This window comes from Nocardia sp. NPDC049190 (assembly GCF_040648115.1).
In the GTDB taxonomy this organism is placed as follows: domain Bacteria; phylum Actinomycetota; class Actinomycetes; order Mycobacteriales; family Mycobacteriaceae; genus Nocardia.
In genome coordinates this window covers 63,726-85,623 of sequence record NZ_JBEZDE010000031.1, presented here as the reverse complement: position 1 = coordinate 85,623, position 21,898 = coordinate 63,726, and the positions used below count along the sequence as shown (strand labels likewise).

Here is a 21,898-nt window from a genome sequence, read left to right as displayed (position 1 = left end):
TGCGCAGCGCATCGGACACCAATTCGGTACGCAGATGATCGGCCATCGCACAGCCCACAACTTTCTTCGAGAAGCAGTCGAGGACAGTGGCCAAAAACAGCCATCCTTCCCAGGTGCGAATGTAGGTGATGTCGCCGACGAGTTTCGCCGCCGGCGCGGTGGCGGTGAAGTCACGCCGCACCAGATCCGGCAGGTCGGCCGCGTCGCCGGCGAGGGTGGTGACCGGTCGGAACGGCCGCGGCTGGCAGGCGATCAGGCCCAGCTCACGCACGATGGTACGGATGGTTTCCGGGTCCGCCATCGTGCCCCACCGCGCCAGCTGCGCGTGGATGCGCCGATAACCGTAGGTGTCGTCGGAACGGTCGAAACAGAATCGGATTTCCGCGGCGAGGATGTCGCGCCGCTGCGCGGTGGCCGAGGGCTCACGGTTGAGCCATGCGTAATAGCCCGATCGTGATACTTTCGCCCACCGGCACATTGACACAACGGAATGATGGCCTTCTTCGGAGGCGATGAACGTGTATTTCAGTGTCACCGGTGCTTCTTCGCGAAGAAGGCTACCGATTTTCCCAGGAACCGGTTCTCCTCTTCCAGTTCGCGTACTCGCCGCTCCAGTTCCTTCAACCGAGCACGCTCGGAGATCGACAACTCCGGACCGGTCACATGCGTATCCCGGAAATTCTTCACCCAAGTCCGGATAGTCTGACCACTAACCCCGCAATCGCGTGCAACATCAGCGACTGCACACGACTTCTCCACCACTTCCCGCGCAGCCGTCTCCCGGAACTCCGGGCTGAAGCCACGCGACTTCTTCTGTGCCACAAACAACTCCATTCAGCTCCCCAAATCCTACTTTGGGTTACTGTCCGAGAATCTTCGGGCACCTCAACCCTTCAGTGATCACTACCGACGCGTCATGCTTGACAAGATCTGTTGCGGCGCAGATCAGAAGGTCTCGCTGTGACCGAAAATGGCACGGTCGAATACTGCACATCCGCCGCTCAACTTCAGACATCCATACGGTAATCGCTTTAACTTGCCGTGACGGTGTCGAGCAGCAGGGACACTCCACCTGCTCGTTCGGGGTGGCTGCGTCGATCCGGACGGTGGAACCGATTGCACGAACGGTGCTGATCATCATGCCGTCCAGATGCGGGAACAAGATCGTCAACACATCAAGACCAGTGCACCGTACATCTTGCCAACCAGCAAGTAGCCCACAGCATCCCGGCCTGGGTCAATCACGAAATGCGAGCCAGAACCAAGGTTCAACCGACGTTGACACACTTGCTGTACCGCTTCACTCGACACTCTGATCGCGGATCATCCCCGGGTGCGCGGGGAGCGCTACCAACTGGCTCTTGTTCATGTCTCATCTCTGGGATCATCCCCGCGTGCGCGGGGAGCGCGTAGTCGGACTTGAAGACTGCCTTGACGATGCGGGATCATCCCCGCGTGCGCGGGGAGCGCACTTGTTGACCCGGAGCTTTCCAGGCTGAATTACCGAACTTCGTTCGGTTTGCCTCGCTATCGCCCGACTCCGATGCCGTCACATCATCACCTGTTGTCCCATCTGTCCCGACCACGCATGGCGGAGGATCTCGACGGCGTACCTGCTCGAACTCCCGCCAACACTGCCACGGTATGCCGTGAATGCCGCGACACCTCGTCATGTACAGACGCCAATAGGTCGGCTGCCAACGCTGGCGCACCGAACAGCCAGGCAGCCGTAAAGCAACACGCAGACGAAGAATGTCGGATCGATGAGATTGGCGGCGGCGTGCGTGATTCGCATCATCGAGATCGGCGACAACGGGAACTTGACCAAAGCGATCGTGCAGGCCGGACCGACACCGCAAGAAACTACTCGTAGCCAGCCGATCTACCCACTGCCCGGGTAAACGGACCGGCGGCGCGGAAAACAGCGACACACCTATGTTCGGTGGATTCAAGATCCGGCACCACCCCGTTCTCGCCACTCCTACAGCTCCGACCAATCCTGCACGGTCGTCGAATCGAGCCGATTCGGACCGATCGAGGCGTCGCTCTGATGTGCCGCAGATCCTGGTCGTGGAGAAATCCGAGTATGGGCTGCGAGGGTCGCGGGTCCGCACGGTCGTCTCCATAGGTCTTTATCGGTAGGTCGTCGGTAGGTCACCATTGTGCAACGCGATCCGCCCGCAAATGCTGGTGGCCGCGTCGGGGAAGTGGGGTCTGGGTGCGGCGGGGACATCCAGACCCCTCCCCGGCGTCGAGGGTGGCGCTTGAGACATCGGTCGTTATTGATTCATCAGCGCTTCTGCGCTGCGCGCAGGTGCGGCGTCACCCACCAACGGTGCGGGAAATCCCGGGTTGTTGGCGAATACTGAAAGCGAACGTCGCTATTCGGACGCGAACGGCGCAATTATTGCTGCAAAACACAAGGCCATCCAATTCTGACTCCGACTGCACGATATCTCGATTCGAACAAGGAAATGTTAATGACAATTCTGCAATTTTATGCACCACAATTGCATGCTGCCGCGCGGTGTAGGGTCGACTACCCAGCCGGCGAAGGGATTGCTCTGGAACATTCTGTCCTCCACTCGATCCGTGGCGATCGGTAATCGAGGACAAAGCATGGACTTAAATGTAACACTCTCCAGTCGCAGAGATCTTGCCGGACAGATTTATCAACAAATCAAAGCCGCCGCGCTCGATGGACGATTGGCGGCTGACCAGCCGCTGCCGTCGTCGCGCGAATTGGCGAGGCGGTTGGCAGTCTCCCGCAACACTGTGACGGGAGTCTACGATCGGCTGGTTGCCGATGGACTGGTTGAAGCTCGTAGGGGCGCAGGGACGTTCGTCCGCGCTCGCGCTGCGGTGCGGGATCGCCCCGTTCGGCACGAGACTGTGCCCGCGGTTAGACCGTTACCAGTGTGGACGAGTATCCCTGTCCCCCGCGTCGGATCCTTCAGCTACGTACCTCGCTACGACCTGCGTCCGGGCATCCCCGACATGAGCCTGTTCCCGTACACGACGTGGCGACGACTCACAACGCAGTCGCTGCGAGCGTCGTCGATGGGCACGGGCATGCTGAGCGACCCGGCTGGTCCTCCTACGCTGCGGGCCGCCCTCTCTCGCTACATCGATGTCTCGCGGGATGTGCACGCGTCGGCCGAACACATCGTCGTCACTCAGGGCATCCAACAGGCGCTCGATCTGGTCGGCCGAGTATTGCTGCGGCCGGGTGACTGTGTTGCCGTTGAGGATCCCGGTTACCCGAAGGTGCGGGACCTGTTCAGAGCTATCGGCGCCGAGGTCGTGGGTGTCCCGGTGGACTCCGAGGGATTGCGGGTAGACCGGCTGCCCGACGACGCTCGAATCGTCTATGTCACACCCTCGCACCAATTTCCGCTTGGTATTCCGATGTCGTTGGCGCGCCGGGTCGAGTTGCTGGAGTGGGCGCGCAATCGCGACGCCGTCGTCATCGAGGATGATTACGACACTGATTTCCGATACAGCGGTGGTGTATTGAAACCGCTGCACAGCCTCGACCCTGCGGGCCGGGTCGTCTACATCGGAACCTTTTCCACGACCTTGCTGCCGGTGCTACGACTGGGTTTCATGGCAGCACCCGGATCGCTATCGACCGCCTTACGGACCGCGAAATTCATTGTCGACCGGCACTCACCAGAGCCAGGCCAGGCTGCACTCGCCGGTTTCATAGAGGAAGGGTTGCTGGCCAAACACATTCGACGGATGCGCAGCGAGTACCGGGCCAGACACGACCGGATAGTCACACTGCTCGAGTCGGATTTCGTCGACACGATGGCGATCATTCCGTCTGCGGTGGGTCTGCACGTGGCGGCGTGGACCGCGCCCAACATCGACGCGAGCGCCGTGGCCATCCGCGCCCGGCAACTAGGTATCCATGTCCTCCCGCTCTCCCAATTCCGAATGAGCGATGGTCCGGACGGCCTCATCTTGGGATACGGAGCGCTACCGCTGTCCGATGTCGACAAGGCCCTCACTCTGCTACAGACGGCAATCGAGAGTGCTGGCCATCGCGGCGCCACGGCAGTTCACCACCCAGCGTAGGTCTGTCAGTTCACCGCGGTCGAGACTTACACAGCCTCGGCACGCCGGAGACGATATCAATGCCCGATTGGGAAAATATCCACCGCGTCCACATACGTTTCGCTCGAAGAGAGCACAATTGGCTGCTTGTGATCGCTCCAGGAGTCGGTGGGGTTTCGGCCCGAAGCTGTCCTTTCCGCGTCTTCTCCTGTCCGCGAGCGCAGCGTACGCGCCTGGCACTGCCGCCGGATTCATCCAAGTAGGAATGTTTTGAGTGGCTCTAATTTCTATTTCATCTTTTGACGTGACATCGGCCCAGCCGCTCAGCCCGCGCCTGCCGCAGAAGTGAGCCCGATTGAGAAACAACTGGGGCGAGGTCACGTCTTGAGTCCTCGAAAGTCTGAATCGCCACGGGTTTGGGGCCGCTTCACGTCTTGAGGAAGATGGTTCTCATCGTGTCGAAGCGTTACCCGCCCGAGGTTCGTGAGAAGGCTTTGCGTCTGGCTCTCGATCATCTCGATGAGTACCCCTCCGCGTATGCCGCGGCTCGTGCGATCGGTCCTATAGTCGATGTGCATCCGGAAAGTTTGCGGGTGTGGATCGTGAAGGCCCTGGCCGATCCGGCCGCCAGGCCGGGGACGGCGAAGGTTTCTAATGCCGAGCAGGAGGAGCTCCTGCGGTTGCGCCGTGAGAATCGAGAACTGAAGCAGGCCAACGAGATTCTGAAGTTGGCATCCCTAGATTCAGGCTGTCAACGCAACACACTCGGCTGGGGTTCGATAGCCGAGACACTTGCGCGGCCGCGTGCCGATCGCCGACCTGTCGGCTCCGATGATGAGATCGCCTTCCCAGTGCCCCGGGACCCCGCGATCTGCGACCTCGGCGGGGCGTTCACTGATCAGCGTCTCGTCGGTGACATGCCCCGCAGCGCGTTGGCGGGCCCGCGCCCGCGGGACGCGCAGTGCGCGACCAGTACGCAGGCAGGTGACCAGTTCCCGCTTCAACGCTCCACGACTTTGCACGTAGAGCGCCTGATAGATCGCTTCATGACTGACGCGCATGGTCTCATCATCGGGGAAATCCAGCTTCAGACGATTCGAAATCTGCTCCGGACTCCAGGCAATCGTCCAGCGCCGATCCTGGCGACGAGGCCTATTGCGGCCCTTCCACTGAGCTGTCACCGGCCCCATCGCCAGCGCCCCCCGAGCTACGAACCTGGCCGGCAAGCCGCTGTTGCACATACTCACGCAGTCGTTCATTCGCGACCAGCTTCGCTGGCTTGGGGCGTCGGGCCAGCAGTTCTGCCTTCCACTGCGCCACCGACGCCCGGTACTCGAGCTTCCCGCCCACGAGTTGCCGCATTTCGACGCAGCTCCCGAGAGATCGTCGACGGTGACCGCCCCACCCGTCGGGCGATCTCGCGCACACCACAGCCCTGCACCTTCAGCAGTGCGATCTCTTCCCACTCCGCGAACGACAGATAGCGCCCCGACACCATCAGACAGATCTGCGGCATACCGCCACCCTCCCGGAACCACCGACTGCCAGCCGCCTGCGACGCTCCGACAGCGATCGCGGCATCCTCACTGGCGCTCCCTTTGGCGATCTCACGCCAGAACCCGCGCTCGACCTCCCGCCGAAGCGACGGCGCCCCAGGCGATTTCATCGGCGACCTGCCCGTCAACGCCGCCATCCACCCCGCTGGCCTCCCCATCAACACCTCCACGTTCGAAGTGTTGCAACAACCAATGGAATCCGCCCAATACACATCGATATCATTCACTGAATCAACTGCACTGCAAGGACTCTCGGCCTCGATCGGGAGTGTCGGTGATGCCTACGACAATGTTCTGGCTGAGTCGATCATCGGCTTGTTCAAGACCGAAGTCGTCAACCGGCAAGGCCCATTCAAGACACTCGCCGAAGTCGAATACGCCCTGATGGAATGGGTCGACTGGTACAACAACGCCCGACTGCATTCCCGTCTGGAATACCTCACACCCACCGAGTACGAAGCCGCCTACTACGCTCAAAACCCAGCACGCCGACCGGCGCTGGTCTAAACCCGAAGCCGGTCCCAAACCCGTGGCGATTCACCGCGTCATCGGGAGTACTTGTGACCAGGCGATGCGAATCTACGAGCATGACCACAGACTATTGCTGGCGAACAAGGGATCTATGGGACGGCGATCCCCTCGGCGATGCCAGGTGTGCATTGCAGAGCGGAGGCGTCAATCATGCTCTCCGACGTCCGTGGCACGCTGTGCATGGGGGCGGCGCACGGCCATCGCGGAGCGCAGGGTCACTGATGACACCGGACAGTTGATCGCCAACTGCTCCACTACGATTCAGGTGCTGCCTCAGCACCTGTGACGCCGAGCCGCCTGCCGCCGCACTCACCGAAGTACTGTGCGGGGCAGGCTCCGTCAGCTCGTTGAGCCACGTATCATGTCGCCGTGGTTGAACCCCGCGTATGCGGGGCCGATCACTCGGTGATCAATGAACGGGAACTTTGCCCGGGTTGATCTCCGTGTGTGCACAGGGCCTACTTCACGCACTCCTGCGCGTTGATGACAGGCACCGGGTGATCCCCGCGTATGCGGGGCTGAATCGGACAGTTCGGCTGCCTTCCCCAACCGTCCGGATTGATCCCGGCGTGTGCGGGACCGGGCCCGTACACGCCTGCGAAATGTCCGATATTCGACGGGTGATCCCCGCGTGTGCGGGGCCGACACGGGATGCGCTGACATCCGACGGCTGATCCCCGCACCTGCGGGGCTGGTACGTGCCGGCTGGTGTGCGGTGGCCTGGTTTCATCTCGTGTGCTCTGGAACGACGAGCGGGGCGAGGGTGATGAGTCCGCAGCCGTATCCGCGGGCGGTTCCGACGCCTTGTGTGAGGCTGGTGCGGGCGAGTTCGTTTTCGGTTATGCGCAGGATTCCTTCGAAGGTGGCGGTGTGGAGGGTGACCGGTGGGGTGTTGGTTGTGTGGTTCTTCTTGAAGGTGAGATGTTTACGTTCCGTAATGACGACGGCTGCGTCGCGTTCGAGCGCGGGCTGGGTGGTGAATCCCCATCTTTCTCGAGACTTTTCCAGGAACCAGTTGAGTTGGTGTACGGCGGTTCGGTGCGGTACGCGGATGCCGCGGGGGCGGTCTCGGGCGAGTTGTTCTTGTTGTGCATGCGAGGGTTTCGTCAGTTTTTTGGTGGTGTAGGTGGGGCTGGCGCGGAGTTTGAACCGGAATACGGCGCCGTCGATGACGCGGTCGAGTAGCGGCTGATATGACTTGGTGCGGGCTTGCGGCTCGTCTGCGTTCGTCCAGCCTGCTTGTTCGATGATGTGGTCCCAAGAGGGCATCGATCGGGTGAGCACGAGGAGGGTGGCGCGGTGTGGGGTGTCGTGGTCGAGGCGCCATAGCACGCGCTCGTCGAGTGGTTGGTGGCTGATTCCGCCGAGGACGGCGGCATGGGTGGTGTGGGGGTTGCGGATGAGACGTTGTGCGCCGGTGCGCAATGGGTTGAGCCAGATGCGTGACAGATAGGTCATCGTTCAGTCCAGAAGTGTGAACCAGTCGGGCGAGGGTGCGGTGGTGGCACTGTCGATCGGGATCGGCGCGGTGACCCATCCGTGCCGCACTCGCCGGGCGGTGAATTGCCGTGATTTCGGAGCGAAAGTGACGGGGGAGTCGTATCGGATGTCGGTGCCGTGCGGGTCATCCAGGGTGATCGGGAGGGCTCGCGGGGGCAAGGTGGGTATGTCGACCGCTGGGTTGCGGACCTGGATCCGCTGCCACGGCACCACGGCGAGCACGGTGTCGAGATGGCCTGGCCAGAGGGTTCCGGTCGGGGGTGGCAGGATCAGGGGCAGGGTCGGTGGGCAGCTGCGTCGCCCGAGTGCGAGTGGATATGCGGGGTGACGTAAGGCTTGGCGCAGCCGGTCGAGAAGTCGCGGTGCTCCGCTGAGGGCGACGACGAAAACGGCGTCTTGCAGGTAGAACCGCTCGGTCACGTGGGTGAATTTCTTTCGTCCGCCGAGGGTTGCGTGTTTCTGGACGCCGCGCGCGGTGAGGGTTGCGGAGGGCAGGGGCTCACCGGTGTGGTCGCTGACGGTGTGATAGTCGCGCAGCAGTGTGCCGGGTTCGTCGGTTCGGATACCCAATCGCAGAGCGGTGAGGTCGTCGATGGGGGAATCGCGCTCGCGTCCGTCGGCGGCGGCGAGTAGTCCGACAACTCCGCTCTTGGTGGGTTGGTCGGCCGTACGGCGCTGGTTGTATCGGCTGTGCTCACCCCATGATTGCAGTGGCGCGGCAAGCCGCAACACCAAGCTGAACGGCGTGTGGCCGGTGTCGGTGGTCACGCGCGGCCTTCGGTCGGCAACTTGTCGCGCACCGCCGCGATGGTGGCCTCGACAGCTCGCGCGAACTGAAGCGGTTGCCCGAGTTCAGCTCCGAGATCCTCGATATGGCACAGGGGATAGCTGGAGTGGGTCGCGATCGGATCGTAGCCCCACATGGTTTGTGTTTCCGCGAACTCGGCCGCCAGGCGTTTAGCGGATTCGGCGGCGATGCCGTCGGTGGAACGTACCGGGCGTTCGAATGCGGTCACCATGTTGACCGGGCAGTCGCGCACCACGAGGCTGGCGAGATAAGGGCGGGTGTGGTGAGCGAAACTGGTCTGGTGCCCGGTGGGCACTGATCGGGTGAACGCGTTCACAAATCGTTCCAGTGCCGTCAGTGCGGCGTCGGTGTCGCCGTCGAGGTTGTCGATCAACTGTTGTACTCCGACAGTGGCGTATCGGTAGTAGAGCGCGGAATTGAACTCCGTCGTGTCCATCATCTCCGCACCGGTTCCCTCGGACCGGGGTTTCTCATCGTCGGTAGCGGTGAAGAAGTCGAACTCGACCTGAACAGCATGCGTCGACAGGGAGTGCGCGACTTGCACCGCGGCATCAACATTGAGCTGGGGGATTCTGGCGACCATCCGGCCGAACAGAGCGACATCGACCGGGTGACCCGAACTCAGCTGTTCTTTGACCGGAAGGTTTTTGACGGCCTTCGCGAGTTCCTCGTCGGCGAGCGCGACGAGTTCGACAGCTTGATCGGCGACCAGGGCGACGATGCCGTCGACTTGCGCTTTCCCGAAGTAGAGCAAGTACGCGGTCTCGGTGGGCCGCCTACCCGCGGTTATTTCCAAGTTCGCCAGCAGGCTGTTCGCCAGCCGCGCCGCTTGCGGCCGGTCGATACCGCTCCTTTCCGCGAGGCGCGCGGTGACTAGTGCGGCGATCCGCTTGGTTCGGGTCGATGCTTTCTCCGGAGTGTGTTGCTCGTCGGTGGTCATGGTTGTGCGGGTGGCGCGCTTCCATGCTTGCGAAGACACGCGAGCGCGCTGGACTGCGCCGTATTGGGCGTGTTTGGGGGTGCCGTTCTCGTCGCGGTTGGCGTTCGAGGGGGGCAAGCTCTGCAGGATATGTATATCGATGAAGAGTCTGGGCGAGGGCATGAACGGTCTACTTATCTTCCGGTTTCATTCGATCGAGTTCGGGTCGGAATCAGCACGTTGCGTGTCGTCGCTGTGAGTTGCGAAGTAGCGGGCCCCCCACCGTCGACGGATAAGGTCGGTCTCTCCTGGTTGCTCCCAGTCGCGGATGTCTCGGTAGAGCCGGTCATAGTCGAATCCGCCGTAGGGCAGCAGGCGGAGGCGAGTGATGAGACTGCGTAGATGGCCGGCGAGTTCGGTGCGCGAGGTCGCGGTGGCCGCGGCCGAGAAACGGCGATCCAGCCCCTCGGCACCCGCACGGTGCGTCGCGCGCAGACGTGCCATCGTGGCCGCGAACTCGATTCCCGGGATGTGGACGAGGTGAGGTTTCGACTGTTGGTGCACGGCGAAGAGGCAGAGGGTGATGTGCTCAGCCCACAACCGGTGGGTCAGCATGCCGTCGGCGTCGAGGGTCCGGTAGTAGGGGATTACAGCCGGGACCGAGCCCGGTTCGTAGCCGAGCCCGCGTCGCAGCGTTGCCAGCACAGCGCCGTTCGGTCGATTCTTTCCGCCCCATGCCCGTTTGTCGCTCCAATAGTGGTTCGCCGATAAGAGTGTGGTTGTGGATCTCATTGTGGTTCCTGATGGCCGACGACCGGGACATCGCAGAGAATGTTGCTGGTCTCGCGGTAGAACCTTGCTGCTGCCGAGTCGAGGTTTGTTCGAAAGGTTTTGCCCGACTTCGGGTTCGTCTCGATCTGCCCGAAGAAAGCTTGTGGCGGCATCGCAGCGAGCAGGGTTTCGGCGGTCTCGATGCTGAGGCGACGCGCATTCTCCCGCCACATGGCCGCCGCTTCTGCGGCGTGAGCCGGGGTTTGCTGCAGGACCGACAAGGTCTCGCTTATCAAAGGTGCCAATCGGTGCGCGAGCACTTCACCAGCGCGACAAACTGTGTGCGGCTTCGCGCGTACCGCGGTACGCACCTCCTTTTCCAGGACGATCGCAGCGCGGTGCAGCCCCTCGGCCTCCGTAGCCATATCAAACACGATCCGCCGGACGGCCGAGTCCGCGACCAGCGCTGCCACGGGCAGCGGCATCACATCGACCAAGACATCCTCTACCACCGCGGACTGGACGCCATAGAACACCGCGGCGGCGAGAACGCGCACCGGCGCACCATCGGGAAGCACATTCCGACGCCGCAGCTCAGCCAAACCGGCCAGTAGCCGCGAGGACTCGACCGCCCGGTCGGTCGCTGAGTCGGTCGCAACCAAACCCTGCAGGTCGCGCCACACTTCACGACCGGGATGATGGCGAACCGGCCGCTTCGCCACAGCGTCGCTCTTCGCGGCGCCATTCGCGGAGTTGCGCCACATAGTGTGGATCTCGATGTCGATCGGGACAGCGGCGAGCCGGTCCCCCGCGGTCACAACTACCCGCCGAACCACGACCGAACCGTCCATGCCGGTTTCGGGTACCAGACGGATTCGGCGCGCCTGCCACGTCAACAGATCCACGATTCCCACCGCCGATCGAGTCGACCATCGGCCACACAGAGGAGATGCCTCCCACGGAGGAATGTCTTCATCGCCGAGCCCTTGCTCCATCACCGGTGTGTTCAGCAACAGCGTCGCCGCTATCGACTCACCGAGCGGCGCGACCACGCCCAACTGCCCCACCGGGCCGGTGGGATTGCCGTACGATTTACCCTGCTGCGCGAAAGGGTCATCCGCCGCGCCCGACTTCAATCCCGCTGTGTCCCAGCACTGCGTGGCGAGCATCGCTCGTGCGGCCTGGGCAGGCGTCAGAGCCGGGGGATCCGCATCGGTGCGAACACCGAAGAGTGGAACACTATTTCCCGTCGGAATCGACGAAATCAACACAGCTGCCGTTCTCGTCTCACCCCTGGCTGTGCGCAACCTGGCGGCCTGCCCGAACGGCTCATCCCCGAATAGATCGAATCGTGCCCGATGATCGGCCAGATACGCCAGAATCGGGTTGGTCTCCACGTCTTGCAGCTCGGTCTCGGACAAACCGGGTATCAAATGGCCGGTCAACCAACGTTCACCCCACTCGGAATCGGTGCGTGGTACGCCGACCGATCGCCAATAGATCGGCAACAACACCTGCCGCAGCAACGCCACAGCCTCCAAAACGTCGTCGACTGCGAGGTCCAGATCATGCGCGCGGACGAAAATCTCGCTGAGCGACACCGTTCTGACCCGCCCAGCAATATGGTCGAGCACGTTTATCCAGGGCTGATCTACTAAGTCGAAACCAGCTTCGGCTTCGGCCATGACTGCCTTCCGAATATACTGGTGACATTCCGAGGCGCACCTGCACGCGGCAAGACTTCTACAAGTGCCGAGTGTTCTCGTACTGTTAGTGTGGCTGCGTAGACTCGGCACGGGAAAAGTGCCTCGATGAGTCCGAACAGGCTGCAGCTCAGCGCGCCGCCAATAAACCGATCCAACCGGCTCACGTCTAAAAACTGCATCGGAGTACAGCGTAGCAATATCGTCGGTGTCTCAATGACATCCCATCTTTCGACAATGGTGAGTATTGTTCCGGATGCGATAGTGCCAGGTGCTTATCGCGGGCGATATGGGGGAAGTCCCTACGTTGTGCACCCGACATGCGCGGTCGGTGGAAAGCGAGGGTCCGGCCGACCCGGCAGGCGGTGTCGGGGCAAGCGCACGGTGGCGTCGCTGGGGTCACGATTGTCTCGAATTCGATCAGGGTCAATCGGCCGAGTCTGGTTTGGCGTCGTCGGCGGTGGTCGCGACGCACCAGCTATCGGGGATCGCGGGCGATGGGCGATGGGCGATGGGCGATGGGCGATGGGCGATGGGCGATGGGCGATGGGCGATGGGCGATGATGAGAATCTCGGCGCACGCCCGGAGGTATCGCGCTCGTGTCGGCGAGTGCGGCGGCTCGGTCCAACCCGCACCGGAATCTGGGCTGCGGGTGCAGGTTTGCCGTAATTGGTTGTTGATCAGTTCATTTCAGGCAGTCGATGCTGGCGGTGTGTTTGGAGCCGCGGCCGTAGCCATGTTGACCGAAGGTTCATCGAAGCCACCTTTCTTGTGACCCCTGGCCGTCACTATTGAGCCGAAGGTCTCGTCGAGGGAGGACGACGATGAGCGGCTCGGATGCGGTGCGGGGCTTCCGGTATCAGTTCTTGTGCACTCTGGAGTACGCGCTGAGCAGCTGGTTGAGGCCGGAGCGGGACTTCACGGCGGTGGTCGTCGACCTCGGATCGCGGGATCGACGGCGCGTCGGCGGATGCCGAAATCGTGGATTTCGAGATCATCGAAGGTGGGCGCGGCGTGATTGCTGCGCAGGTGAAGGGTGGCGTCGCAGGTAGTCCGTTCAGTCCGGGGGATGCGGTGCGGATCCTGGTGGGGCTGTTGCGGAACGACTCCGATCGGTATCTGGTAATCACCAACAGGAAAGCGAGCGCGGGAGTTCGGGCGTTGCGTGAGCTATTGGTCCAACACGCCGTGGGCGGTGAGCCAGCGGACCGGATCCGTGACGGCATCTACCGGCTTCTCGACCGGTCGGAACGGGTTCGGCAATTGCTGTCGGCTGTCGATGACACCTGGTGGGAGCGTTTGCGTCGAGCCAGCATTGTGGTCGATACACGGGAATCCGATGAGGTCGATGAGTGTGTGCGCGAACTCGTGCGCACCGCGCGCCGCCATGCGGACCCTTCCAGTGTCGGATGGGACGCTGCCGACCTGGTGTCAAAATATTTGGTTGCCGTGACCTTGGACATCGCCACGGGGGAGCACGACCACCATCTGTCGGGTGACGATCTCGCGAGTCACCTGCGTGTGAATCCTGAGGTGGCTCGGTCCGTTCTGCGGGCTAAGGAATGGCGCTTCATATTCTGCCGGCGCCGCGCGGCACCGATGTTGCCCGGCGGTCGGTTCTGGACCAGATCGGGCAGATTCTGGCGACACCGGTGAGCGGGTCGACCGTGCCGATCTGCGTCCTGTTCGGGTTGTCCGGGATCGGCAAGAGCAGCCTTGCGGCAGCCTGGACGGACGACCGTGCCGACGCGTATGCGGAGATCTACTGGATCGATGCGTCCAGTACTGCGAGTCTGCCGAACTCGTTCGGTGTGATCGTGGGATGGCTCGCCGATTGGGGGCTGCGGGGTGCCGGAGACGATCCGCGCGAGCAGGTGTTCGCCGCCCGCGCGGTATCGGCTCGACCGTGGTTGATGGTGTTCGACAACGTCGTCGACCCGCGGGAGGCCGCAGTGGATACCTCCCCGTGGTTTGGGGCACGCTCTCGTGACCACCGTTCGGCGAGGTGCGCTGTCCGGGACCGGGATTACCGAGATCGAAGTCGTGAACATGACAAACGATGAATCGGTGCAGTTGGTGTCGCTGAGGTTGACAGGGCGCCCACTGCCGAGCGATGACCACATCGATCGGCTGGCCCATCTGGCCCGGCAGTTGGACCGATGGCACTGGCTCTAAAGCTTGCCGCAGCGTACCTGCGTAACTGTTATGAGGGGCCATCAGGAATCAGCCAGTACGAGCAGCTGATAATGAGATCGCTCGATGACGAGGAATCCGTACCTCACGCGTACCCGACAACCCTTGTGCAAGCGATCAATCTCTGCTGGCGAAGGCTTGCCGAACAACATGATGAAGCACATCAGCGAGCGGTATTTGCGTTGCAATGCGCGGCTTTCACCGAGTCACGTCAAATACCGTTGCAGATTCTCTTGGCAGCGGGGGTTGTCGACTTCGATGCCATTCTCAATTTTGACACCGCAGACGGTGTGCTTGCCTACGGCCTCTCGAATCCACCTGTCGGTGAAATATGGCGGGCGATGCGTAGCTAATCACTAGTTGCGACCGATATCCCGATAGCAATGACGGTGGGCGACCCGGAGCCGGGCCCGGCGCACCTCGGGTACACGGTAAGTATGAACGAAATCATTCAGGCCGTCATCCGAGACAACTTGACCTAAGAAGCCGTGATGCATCAGATGGTGAACAGGCTCGCAGGCGTGATGCAGCATTGGCTGTCCGCAGGCAACGACGAGAAACGATTCGGTTTCTTTCCGCAGCAGGTCAGGGCTGGCGACAGCGAGTTGATCCGACAACATTTGCTCGGGTCGATAGGCTGGGCAGAGGTTATCGCGTGAAACTTCCTTCTCATGACTTGGTAGGTCTCCTGAAGGTTCACGCGGTGACCATCCCATTTACTGTTACGACACACCCTGCATTGCAGAGGCGTTCAGTTCGTACACCATCTTGCTGGGCTCAACCCATCGGTCACACAGATCACCCCCAGAGAGGGTGAAACCGCAGGTCGGGAGGATCGAGTCAAGATGAGTGTCCGAGCACTGCTCGAACACCTTTCCTTCGGCACAGATGCTGCAATTTTGTGTCCGGAGGGGGACTTGAACCCCCACGCCCGATAAAGGGCACTAGCACCTCAAGCTAGCGCGTCTGCCATTCCGCCACCCGGACCGGTGGTGCTCAGCAAGATTATCGGATCACCCCTCGTGGACCAAATCGCGCCTGGACCTGCCAATACTTCGGTGGCTTCGCGGGTTGACGGCGCGGACGCCGTGCGACGAACGGAAGGTTTCGGGCGCACGGCTCGCGGGGGTCGATTCAGTGGAGTTCCTCGAACGTGCGCTCGAATCCGAGGGCGCCATGACCATCGGCGACCTGGCGGTCGAGGAGGGTCCGGAGCGGGGCGACGAAGTCGGAAGCGATGCCTGCGTCGTGGCTCGCGCGGTTGATCGCGTCGATCGCGGACTTGTGGAAGGCGATGGACTGGACGGGGTCGGTGTAGTCGCCGGTGTCGATGACGCGGCCCTGGTGCGGCAATGACTGCGTCATCGCCGTCACCCATGCGGCGGCCCGCTGACCGAACTCGGCAGCGGAGACGCCGACCGACCGCATCAGGGCCGCTCCATGCAGGAAACCGCCGAACATGGCGTACATGGTGGCCAGCAGGGCGAAATCATAGGTGGAGGCGAAACCCGCATCGTCACCGAAATATTCTGCGGCAGCGAGCAATTCGAGAATTCCACGGCGGGTCTCGAAGACCTGCCGTGAGCCGCTGTAGAGAATGGCGGCGCCGGGTGCGCCGATCATCGACGGGACCGCCATGATGCCGCCGTCGAGGTAGTCGATGCCGTGGGCGGCGGCCCATGCCGCGAGTTCGCGGGATTCGGCCGGGGCAGTGCTGGTCAGGTTGATCAGTTGGCGACCTGTCATCTGGTCTGCGACCGGGTCCAGGGTCGCGTGCACCGAGGCGTGGTCGAGGAGGACCGCGATGATCGGTCCACCCGGCCCGATCGCCTGCTCGACGGTCGGCGCGCTGGTGGCTCCTGCGGCGATGAGATCGGCGGCTTTGCCCGGGCTGCGGTTCCACACTGTCGTCGGCAGTCCAGCCGCGCGGAACGTCGAAGCGAGCGCTCGACCCATCGCGCCGAGTCCCAGGATGGTCACCGGGGTTGTCGATGTTTCCGTCATTACAGGTTCGACTCCTTGGCAGTCAGAGTTTTGTCGGACGTTCGAAACGTCGTGGTCAGCGCGCTGGAACCAAGGTTGCGCTGTACTCGACCATGCGACAAGTACCTACTATTTGGTGCGGTACCAACCAAGAAGTGTGTGTCGAGGTAGGGAGGGCAGACGGATGGGCGAAAAGAGAGCCGGGCCATATTTCTGTGGCATCGACGCGGCGATGGACGTGGTCGGCGGGAAATGGAAATCGCTGATCCTGTGGGAGCTGGACAGTCACGGCGTTCGACGGTTCGGGGAATTGCGCAGGGGCCTGCCCGGAGTCTCGGAGAAGATGCTGATCCAGCAGTTGCGCGAACTGGAGGAGGACGAGATCGTCAGCCGAGAGATCTATCGCGAGGTGCCGCCTCGCGTCGAGTACCGCCTTACCGATCTCGGGGTCGCGCTGAACGCCGCCCTGCAACCGTTGGGTACGTGGGGTCGCGACCGGATCGATCGGATCGGCGCGGACCGCGTGCACCAAGGCGGCTGACACACCCGTCACTTTGTGTCCGAACGATTCTCCACGAGCAGGCGATCGGGTTCGGGCCTACGAATTCCGCCGTCTTCACCGGCCGACGACTGCCCACCACGGCCGAGGACACCCGACTCGCGGCGGGCGGGGCTCGACGGCCGGGCGCACAGCGACCGGCGCGTCAGGTGGTAGGAAAGGATGCGTGTCCGCAACTGGCGATGGAATAGATCCGAACCGAAACTCTCGCGCGGTATCGGAAGTGGTGGAGTTGGTCAGCACGCTGATCCGCTTCGATACCTCCAACACCGGCGACCTGGCCACCACCAAGGGCGAATGCGAGTGCGCGCAGTGGGTGGCCGACCAACTACAGCAGGCGGGGTATATCACGGAGTACGTCGAATCCGGCGCGCAGGGACGTGGCAACGTCTTCGCGCGGCTGGCCGGCGCCGATCCCAGCCGCGGCGCTTTGATGATCCACGGGCACCTGGACGTGGTGCCGGCCGAAGCCTCGGATTGGAGCGTGCACCCGTTCTCCGGCGCCGTACGCGACGGCTATGTGTGGGGTCGCGGCGCGATCGACATGAAAGACATGGTCGGGATGATGCTGGCGGTGGCTCGCCAGTTCAAGCTCGAGGGCACGGTGCCGCCGCGTGATCTGGTGTTCGCGTTCCTCGCCGACGAGGAGAACGGCGGCAAGTGGGGGTCGCAATGGCTGGTGGACAACCGGCCCGACCTGTTCGAGGGCGTTACCGAGGCGGTGGGGGAGGTCGGCGGGTTCTCGCTGACCGTCCCGCGACCCGACGGCACCGAACGTCGGCTCTACCTGGTCGAGACGGCCGAGAAGGGCCTGGGCTGGATGCGGCTGCGCACCAAGGCCCGCGCCGGTCACGGCTCGTTCCTGCATGAGGACAACGCGGTGACCATCCTGGCCGCCGCGGTGGCGCGACTGGGCAAACACACCTTCCCCCTGGTGCTTTCGGAGTCGGTGGCCGCGTTCCTCGCGGCGGTCACCGAGGAGACCGGGCTGGAGTTCGATCCCGCCAGCCCGGATATCGAGGGTCAGCTCGCCAAACTGGGCACGATCTCCCGCATCATCGGTGCGACGCTGCGCGACACCGCGAATCCGACCATGCTGCAGGCCGGCTACAAGGCCAACGTGATCCCACAGACCGCCGAGGCCGTAGTGGACTGCCGCGTGGTCCCCGGACGGCAGGCGGCGTTCGAGCGCGAGGTGGACGAACTGATCGGCCCGGATGTCGAGCGCGAGTGGATCACCAAACTCGACTCCTATGAAACGACCTTCGACGGTGACCTGGTCGACGCGATGAACAACGCCGTGCTGGCCCATGATCCGCAGGGCCGGACCGTGCCCTACATGCTCTCCGGCGGCACGGACGCGAAAGCGTTCGCCCGCTTGGGTATTCGCTGCTTCGGTTTCGCGCCGCTGCGGCTGCCGCCGGACCTCGACTTCACCGCCCTGTTCCACGGTGTGGACGAGCGGGTTCCGGTGGAGGCGCTCGAATTCGGCACCCGCGTACTGGAACACTTCCTCCTGCACAGCTGAACCGATCCGAAAAGGGGTTCCATGACCTACAACCCGTACGACGCGCTTCCGGCGATACCGTCGTTCACTCTCACCTCCGATGATGTCACCGACGGGCAGCCGCTGAGCAACGACCAGGTCAGCGGCGTGTTCGGCGCGGGAGGCAAGGACATCTCGCCACAGCTGTCCTGGTCGGGATTCCCCGCGGAGACCAAGAGTTTCGCGGTCACAGTGTACGACCCCGATGCCCCGACCGCTTCCGGCTTCTGGCACTGGGTGGTCGCCGACATTCCGGCGAGCGTCACCTCGCTGCCCAGTGGTGCGGGCAGTGCCGCCGAGGGCGGGGCGCTTCCGGCCGGGGCGATCACGCTGCGCAATGACGGAGGTTTCCACGGCTTCGTGGGCGCCGCACCGCCACCGGGGCACGGGCCACACCGGTATTTCATCGTCGTGCACGCCGTGGACGTCGACAGCCTCGGGATCGACGAGAACGCCTCGTCTGCCTACCTCGGCTTCAATCTGTTCTCGCACGCATTGGCTCGAGCCACCCTGATCGGCACGTACGAGCAGAAATAGTCCCCGACGCGAACCTGTGGCCCTGAGCGGTTTGCCTTCGACTCAGGGCCACAGCGTTTTCCAGGAGTAAAGCCTGTCCGGCCTGCGGCGATCGGCCTCACGCACTCTGCCCGGAATGCCCGCGCACCGTCACCAGCGCGAAGAGCCCCAACGTCGCCGACACCGTCATCGCGACCGCCACCGCGAGGCTGGTGTTTCCGAGCAGGCCGACTGCCGGTGCGACCAGTGCCGCCGCGCCGAACTGCGCGAATCCGACCAGTGCGGCCGCCGTTCCGGCAGCCTCACCGTGACGTGAGAGGGCCAGCGCCGGCGCGTTCGGCATCACGAAGCCGGTCGCGCACATCAGCACGAGAACCGGTAGGGCGAAGCCGAGCACTCCTCCGGTCTCGGTCGCCGCCAGAGCGACGAAGCCGACACCGACCGCGGTGCTCACCAGAAACGAAGCGACGCTGATGCGGTGCGGGGACCACCGATCGAGCAGCACGACGTTGAGTTGCGACGCAGCGATCAGCACCACGGCGCCGGCCGCGAACGCGAAGCCGTACCACGCCGGGTCGAGCCCGAATTGATCCTGCAGCACGAACGACGAACCGGCGACGTATGCCCACAGGACCCCTCGCCCCAGTCCGCACACCAACACCAGAACGAGGAAAGGGAGATCACGACCCAAGGTCAGGTACATCCGCACTACCGACGCCATCCCTCGGCTCGTACGAGCGGAGGGCGGCAGGGTCTCCGGCATCGCATATCCGCCCAGCACCATCATCACTGTGCCGAGCCCGGCCAGAACGAGGAACACTCCCTGCCACGAGACCGCGGTCAGGAGAAGGCCCCCGACCGACGGGGCAAGGATCGGCGCCACACCCATCACGAGTATCAGCCGCGACAGGACGACGGCCGCGGCTCGACCGACGAACAGGTCACGTACGACCGCCATAGCGATCACTCCGGTCGCGGCAGCGCCGAAGCCCTGCAGTGTGCGCAGGGCACCGAGTGCCGCGATGGACGGCGCGAAGAAGCAGAACACCGAAGCCATGACGTGCAAGACGGTGCCAACGACGAGTGGTCGGCGTCGTCCGTACATGTCCGACAACGGACCGACGACGAGCTGACCGATCGCGAGTCCGACCAATGTCCCCGTCAGGGTGAGTTGAACTGCGGTTTCGGTGGTGTGGAACTCGGCGGTGATCGTCGGCAGCGCCGGGAGATACATGTCGACGGTGAACGGCCCCAGGGCGGTGAGCACTCCGAGGATCAGGACCAGTCGCAGCCTGCTTCCCCCCTCGACCGCGGCGACGACCTCGGCGTCACGGATGTTGTTGGTCAAGGAACCCGGTCACCACGGAGTAGTAGTCGAAGGGTCGTTCCTCTTGCAGGTGATGTGACGCCTTGTCCATCACGTACAGGTGGCCGTGCGTGATCATGCGAGCCAGCATCAAGGGATAGTCCGGGGTGAGGAATGCGTCGTTCATTCCCCAGGCGAACAACACCGGAGCTTCGATCATCCCGAGTTCGGCGGTGAGGTCCTGCCAGTCACCACGCGGATTGTCCGAGGACGCCGCGAGCGCCATTTCTTCGGGATCGAGGCTCTGCTGGTAACGCATGTCGAGCGTCTCTTCCGGAAGCTTGTCCCCGTCGAACCACTCGAGTCGAGTGATCAGCTGGCGCATCTTCTCCCGGGTCGGCCCCTCCCCGCCGTAGTAGACATCCCGGGCAGTACGCCCACGGTGACCGTTTTCCGGCAGGGGAGCGAGGGGACCGTAGAACACCGGCATGCTGCCGGTCACCACCAGCGTGCGAACACGGTCGGGGTATTTGGCGGCGAGATTGAGTGCGATCGTCCCACCCCAGGAGTTGCAGATGAAGTCGGCGCGCGCGATCCCGAGTTCATCGAGAAGGGCCACGATCTTCGCGGCGTGGAAGTCCCACATCGGTCCGGTGATCGTGCACTTCTCCGACCGGCCGTACTGCAGAATGTCGACGAGTATCGCGCGGCGATCGCGGGCGAACAACGGCGCCACCGGCCCGAAGTCGGACCAGGCGGTGCATCCGGGTCCACCGCCGTGCAGGAAGATCGTGGGAGCCCCCTCGCCGAGATCGTGGTAGTGGAACTTCACGCCGGCTGCGCTGGCGTACAAGCTGTTCGGTGGTTGTGCCATGGGCACACCTGACTCCATCCGGCAGACGGTGTGAAGTATCGCGGTCCGCTGGATGGTCCCGGTCTGTGGTTTCGTGCCGCAGCCCAGCCCTAGCATCGGCGCATGAGAGCAGACTTGCGGGCTGCCGAACAACGGGCATGTGCCCTGGTCGGCACCGTCGAGCACCGAGATCTCGGCCCGCTACGCGCGGTGGAGACAGTCGCGTTCGCGCGTGCGTGCGGAGAGACCGACCCGCGCCTGCTCGATCCCCAGTCGGCGAGCTTCGAAGTGCATCCTCTCTACCTGCCCAGTCAGCTCCGAGGTCCCGACGGCGGAGTCGCTGGCGACTACCGGGCCGACGGCATGTTCCGGGACGAGGTTCCCGGAACCGATGGACTCGACGTGCGCCTGATGGCGGGCGGGCAAACCATCACCTTCCACCGCCCGGTTCGGATCGATGATCCGATCACAGTGCGCCGCGTTCTCGATACCGTCGAGCGCAAGGGCAAGCCGGGGTCGGAGTTTCTGCTGCTCACCGTGTCGAAAACGTATCGCGCCCGCAGAGCGGGCGACCTTGCCACCGTCATCGAGAGGTTCATCGTCCGATGACCACAGCACCGAGTCACAGCGCCGCGGTCGGCCAGCACATCGAACCTGTTGTTCTGCAGACCGATCCGGTGCTACTGCTCCGGTTCGGCGCCGCTACGCACAATTCGCATCGTATCCACTACGACCACCAGTACGCCGGGCTCGAGGGGCTGGACGCACCGGTGGTGATGGCCCAGTTGCACGGGACGTTGTTCTACCGCGCCGCGGCGGTGTTCGCCGGCGGGCCGCGCGGTGTGGTTTCCGTCGGCTGGCGCAACCGCGCGCCCGCGTATGTGGGCTGTGAACTCGTCGTGACCGGAGTCGTTCGCGAGATCGCCGACGGCCTCGTCACGCTCGATCTCGAGGAACGCTGCGGTGACGGCGCACCGTGCGCGGTAGGGGAAGCCGTGGTGATCGGCAACGCGGAACCGGTCTGCTGAGTAAACCCGATCCGTTGGCGCTCGCTCAGCATTCACCCAGGATCGCCGTAACAACATCTCGTGTCG

Annotated in this window: 21 protein-coding genes, 1 tRNA gene and 3 pseudogenes; 13 read left to right on the top strand and 12 right to left on the bottom strand. The window is 63.3% G+C overall.

Annotated features, from left to right (window positions below):
- Nucleotides 1–535, bottom strand: a 535-nt coding sequence (locus AB0B25_RS24275; protein WP_357183594.1) for an IS3 family transposase, incomplete at its 3' end; no start/stop codon positions are given.
- Nucleotides 532–822 carry a transposase gene (locus AB0B25_RS24270; protein ID WP_357183592.1) on the bottom strand — a complete coding sequence of 97 codons (291 nt, stop codon included), beginning with the start codon at nucleotides 820–822 and terminating at the stop codon, nucleotides 532–534. The genes AB0B25_RS24270 and AB0B25_RS24275, both read right to left, overlap by 4 nt.
- A 1,677-nt stretch (nucleotides 823–2,499) precedes the next feature.
- Here AB0B25_RS24270 and AB0B25_RS24265 point away from each other — a divergent pair.
- From AB0B25_RS24265 to AB0B25_RS24255, 3 genes and pseudogenes are all read left to right on the top strand, one after another.
- Nucleotides 2,500–2,835, top strand: a pseudogene (locus tag AB0B25_RS24265) (winged helix-turn-helix domain-containing protein); the annotation flags it as partial.
- An 81-nt stretch (nucleotides 2,836–2,916) separates the two neighbouring features.
- Nucleotides 2,917–4,080, top strand: a complete 1,164-nt coding sequence (locus AB0B25_RS24260; protein ID WP_357183597.1) for a PLP-dependent aminotransferase family protein — start codon at nucleotides 2,917–2,919, stop codon at nucleotides 4,078–4,080.
- 422 nt (nucleotides 4,081–4,502) lie between these two features.
- A pseudogene (locus AB0B25_RS24255) lies at nucleotides 4,503–4,742 on the top strand (hypothetical protein); the annotation flags it as partial.
- Nucleotides 4,743–4,862: 120 nt separating this feature from the next.
- On the opposite strand, the pseudogene AB0B25_RS24250 reads toward AB0B25_RS24255, so the two are convergent.
- A pseudogene (locus tag AB0B25_RS24250) lies at nucleotides 4,863–5,752 on the bottom strand (IS30 family transposase); the annotation flags it as partial.
- Between AB0B25_RS24250 and AB0B25_RS24245 the strand changes: the two are divergent.
- Nucleotides 5,658–6,122, top strand: a complete 465-nt coding sequence (locus AB0B25_RS24245; protein ID WP_357183589.1) for an integrase core domain-containing protein — start codon at nucleotides 5,658–5,660, stop codon at nucleotides 6,120–6,122. The pseudogene AB0B25_RS24250 and the gene AB0B25_RS24245 sit on opposite strands and share 95 nt — an antisense overlap.
- Before the next feature lie 750 nt (nucleotides 6,123–6,872).
- Here AB0B25_RS24245 and cas6e read toward each other — a convergent pair.
- Genes cas6e through casA form a run of 5 tightly spaced genes read right to left on the bottom strand, consistent with a single transcriptional unit; the run spans nucleotide 6,873 to nucleotide 11,829 of the window.
- Entirely contained in the window at nucleotides 6,873–7,604 is a 732-nt protein-coding gene (gene cas6e, locus AB0B25_RS24240) for a type I-E CRISPR-associated protein Cas6/Cse3/CasE (protein WP_357183587.1), read from the bottom strand.
- Nucleotides 7,605–7,607: 3 nt separating this feature from the next.
- Entirely contained in the window at nucleotides 7,608–8,414 is an 807-nt protein-coding gene (cas5e, locus tag AB0B25_RS24235; protein WP_357183585.1) for a type I-E CRISPR-associated protein Cas5/CasD, read from the bottom strand.
- Nucleotides 8,411–9,556 carry a type I-E CRISPR-associated protein Cas7/Cse4/CasC gene (gene cas7e / locus AB0B25_RS24230; RefSeq protein WP_357183582.1) on the bottom strand — a complete coding sequence of 382 codons (1,146 nt, stop codon included), beginning with the start codon at nucleotides 9,554–9,556 and terminating at the stop codon, nucleotides 8,411–8,413. The genes cas5e and cas7e overlap by 4 nt, the downstream gene beginning before the upstream one ends.
- A 24-nt stretch (nucleotides 9,557–9,580) precedes the next feature.
- On the bottom strand, nucleotides 9,581–10,165 hold the full coding sequence (casB, locus tag AB0B25_RS24225) for a type I-E CRISPR-associated protein Cse2/CasB (protein WP_357183580.1): 585 nt from the start codon (nucleotides 10,163–10,165) through the stop codon (nucleotides 9,581–9,583).
- Nucleotides 10,162–11,829, bottom strand: coding sequence for a type I-E CRISPR-associated protein Cse1/CasA (gene casA / locus AB0B25_RS24220; protein ID WP_357183577.1), 1,668 nt, complete (start codon nucleotides 11,827–11,829; stop codon nucleotides 10,162–10,164). Before casA ends, casB begins: the two co-directional genes overlap by 4 nt.
- 1,000 nt (nucleotides 11,830–12,829) lie before the next feature.
- Between casA and AB0B25_RS24215 the strand changes: the two genes are divergently transcribed.
- From AB0B25_RS24215 to AB0B25_RS24200, 4 genes are all read left to right on the top strand, one after another.
- A complete protein-coding gene (locus AB0B25_RS24215) occupies nucleotides 12,830–13,504 on the top strand; it encodes a hypothetical protein (protein ID WP_357183575.1) in 675 nt (224 codons plus the stop codon).
- Nucleotides 13,501–13,911: a hypothetical protein gene (locus tag AB0B25_RS24210; RefSeq protein ID WP_357183572.1), complete on the top strand. Its 411-nt coding sequence runs from the start codon at nucleotides 13,501–13,503 to the stop codon at nucleotides 13,909–13,911. The genes AB0B25_RS24215 and AB0B25_RS24210 overlap by 4 nt, the downstream gene beginning before the upstream one ends.
- 96 nt (nucleotides 13,912–14,007) lie before the next feature.
- Nucleotides 14,008–14,394, top strand: a complete 387-nt coding sequence (locus AB0B25_RS24205; RefSeq protein WP_357183569.1) for a hypothetical protein — start codon at nucleotides 14,008–14,010, stop codon at nucleotides 14,392–14,394.
- A 138-nt stretch (nucleotides 14,395–14,532) separates the two neighbouring features.
- A complete protein-coding gene (locus AB0B25_RS24200) occupies nucleotides 14,533–14,700 on the top strand; it encodes a hypothetical protein (RefSeq protein ID WP_357183567.1) in 168 nt (55 codons plus the stop codon).
- 243 nt (nucleotides 14,701–14,943) lie between these two features.
- On the opposite strand, the gene AB0B25_RS24195 is transcribed toward AB0B25_RS24200, so the two are convergent.
- Both AB0B25_RS24195 and AB0B25_RS24190 read right to left on the bottom strand, forming a co-directional pair.
- Nucleotides 14,944–15,028 (bottom strand) — tRNA-Leu (locus AB0B25_RS24195).
- Nucleotides 15,029–15,175: 147 nt separating this feature from the next.
- Nucleotides 15,176–16,045: an NAD(P)-binding domain-containing protein gene (locus AB0B25_RS24190; RefSeq protein WP_357183565.1), complete on the bottom strand. Its 870-nt coding sequence runs from the start codon at nucleotides 16,043–16,045 to the stop codon at nucleotides 15,176–15,178.
- 163 nt (nucleotides 16,046–16,208) lie between these two features.
- On the opposite strand from AB0B25_RS24190, the gene AB0B25_RS24185 reads away from it, so the two are divergent.
- From AB0B25_RS24185 to AB0B25_RS24175, 3 genes are all read left to right on the top strand, one after another.
- Nucleotides 16,209–16,565, top strand: a complete 357-nt coding sequence (locus tag AB0B25_RS24185) for a helix-turn-helix domain-containing protein (protein ID WP_357183562.1) — start codon at nucleotides 16,209–16,211, stop codon at nucleotides 16,563–16,565.
- A gap of 184 nt (nucleotides 16,566–16,749) precedes the next feature.
- Nucleotides 16,750–18,111 carry a M20/M25/M40 family metallo-hydrolase gene (locus AB0B25_RS24180; protein ID WP_357183559.1) on the top strand — a complete coding sequence of 454 codons (1,362 nt, stop codon included), beginning with the start codon at nucleotides 16,750–16,752 and terminating at the stop codon, nucleotides 18,109–18,111.
- Between the two features lie 21 nt (nucleotides 18,112–18,132).
- On the top strand, nucleotides 18,133–18,666 hold the full coding sequence (locus tag AB0B25_RS24175) for a YbhB/YbcL family Raf kinase inhibitor-like protein (RefSeq protein ID WP_357183557.1): 534 nt from the start codon (nucleotides 18,133–18,135) through the stop codon (nucleotides 18,664–18,666).
- A 97-nt stretch (nucleotides 18,667–18,763) separates the two neighbouring features.
- Here AB0B25_RS24175 and AB0B25_RS24170 read toward each other — a convergent pair whose 3' ends face one another.
- Both AB0B25_RS24170 and AB0B25_RS24165 read right to left on the bottom strand, forming a co-directional pair.
- Complete coding sequence (locus tag AB0B25_RS24170) at nucleotides 18,764–19,993, bottom strand: multidrug effflux MFS transporter (protein ID WP_357183554.1); 1,230 nt, start codon at nucleotides 19,991–19,993, stop codon at nucleotides 18,764–18,766.
- Nucleotides 19,974–20,825, bottom strand: coding sequence for an alpha/beta hydrolase (locus AB0B25_RS24165; RefSeq protein ID WP_357183551.1), 852 nt, complete (start codon nucleotides 20,823–20,825; stop codon nucleotides 19,974–19,976). The genes AB0B25_RS24170 and AB0B25_RS24165 overlap by 20 nt, the downstream gene beginning before the upstream one ends.
- 102 nt (nucleotides 20,826–20,927) lie before the next feature.
- Between AB0B25_RS24165 and AB0B25_RS24160 the strand changes: the two genes are divergently transcribed.
- A complete protein-coding gene (locus AB0B25_RS24160) occupies nucleotides 20,928–21,413 on the top strand; it encodes a MaoC family dehydratase N-terminal domain-containing protein (RefSeq protein WP_357183548.1) in 486 nt (161 codons plus the stop codon).
- Nucleotides 21,410–21,832 carry an acyl dehydratase gene (locus AB0B25_RS24155; protein ID WP_357183545.1) on the top strand — a complete coding sequence of 141 codons (423 nt, stop codon included), beginning with the start codon at nucleotides 21,410–21,412 and terminating at the stop codon, nucleotides 21,830–21,832. Before AB0B25_RS24160 ends, AB0B25_RS24155 begins: the two co-directional genes overlap by 4 nt.
- Nucleotides 21,833–21,898 lie beyond the last annotated feature (66 nt).

What these genes read in the sequence shown, in the direction of transcription:
- cas6e (WP_357183587.1), bottom strand. Translation starts at nt 7,604, where the DNA reads ATGACCTATCTGTCACGCATCTGGCTCAACCCATTGCGCACCGGCGCA.
- cas7e (WP_357183582.1), bottom strand. Translation starts at nt 9,556, where the DNA reads ATGCCCTCGCCCAGACTCTTCATCGATATACATATCCTGCAGAGCTTG.
- casB (WP_357183580.1), bottom strand. Translation starts at nt 10,165, where the DNA reads ATGAGATCCACAACCACACTCTTATCGGCGAACCACTATTGGAGCGAC.
- casA (WP_357183577.1), bottom strand. Translation starts at nt 11,829, where the DNA reads ATGGCCGAAGCCGAAGCTGGTTTCGACTTAGTAGATCAGCCCTGGATA.
- AB0B25_RS24205 (WP_357183569.1), top strand. Translation starts at nt 14,008, where the DNA reads ATGGCACTGGCTCTAAAGCTTGCCGCAGCGTACCTGCGTAACTGTTAT.
- AB0B25_RS24200 (WP_357183567.1), top strand. Translation starts at nt 14,533, where the DNA reads ATGCATCAGATGGTGAACAGGCTCGCAGGCGTGATGCAGCATTGGCTG.
- AB0B25_RS24190 (WP_357183565.1), bottom strand. Translation starts at nt 16,045, where the DNA reads ATGACGGAAACATCGACAACCCCGGTGACCATCCTGGGACTCGGCGCG.
- AB0B25_RS24185 (WP_357183562.1), top strand. Translation starts at nt 16,209, where the DNA reads ATGGGCGAAAAGAGAGCCGGGCCATATTTCTGTGGCATCGACGCGGCG.
- AB0B25_RS24175 (WP_357183557.1), top strand. Translation starts at nt 18,133, where the DNA reads ATGACCTACAACCCGTACGACGCGCTTCCGGCGATACCGTCGTTCACT.
- AB0B25_RS24165 (WP_357183551.1), bottom strand. Translation starts at nt 20,825, where the DNA reads ATGGCACAACCACCGAACAGCTTGTACGCCAGCGCAGCCGGCGTGAAG.
- AB0B25_RS24160 (WP_357183548.1), top strand. Translation starts at nt 20,928, where the DNA reads ATGAGAGCAGACTTGCGGGCTGCCGAACAACGGGCATGTGCCCTGGTC.
- AB0B25_RS24155 (WP_357183545.1), top strand. Translation starts at nt 21,410, where the DNA reads ATGACCACAGCACCGAGTCACAGCGCCGCGGTCGGCCAGCACATCGAA.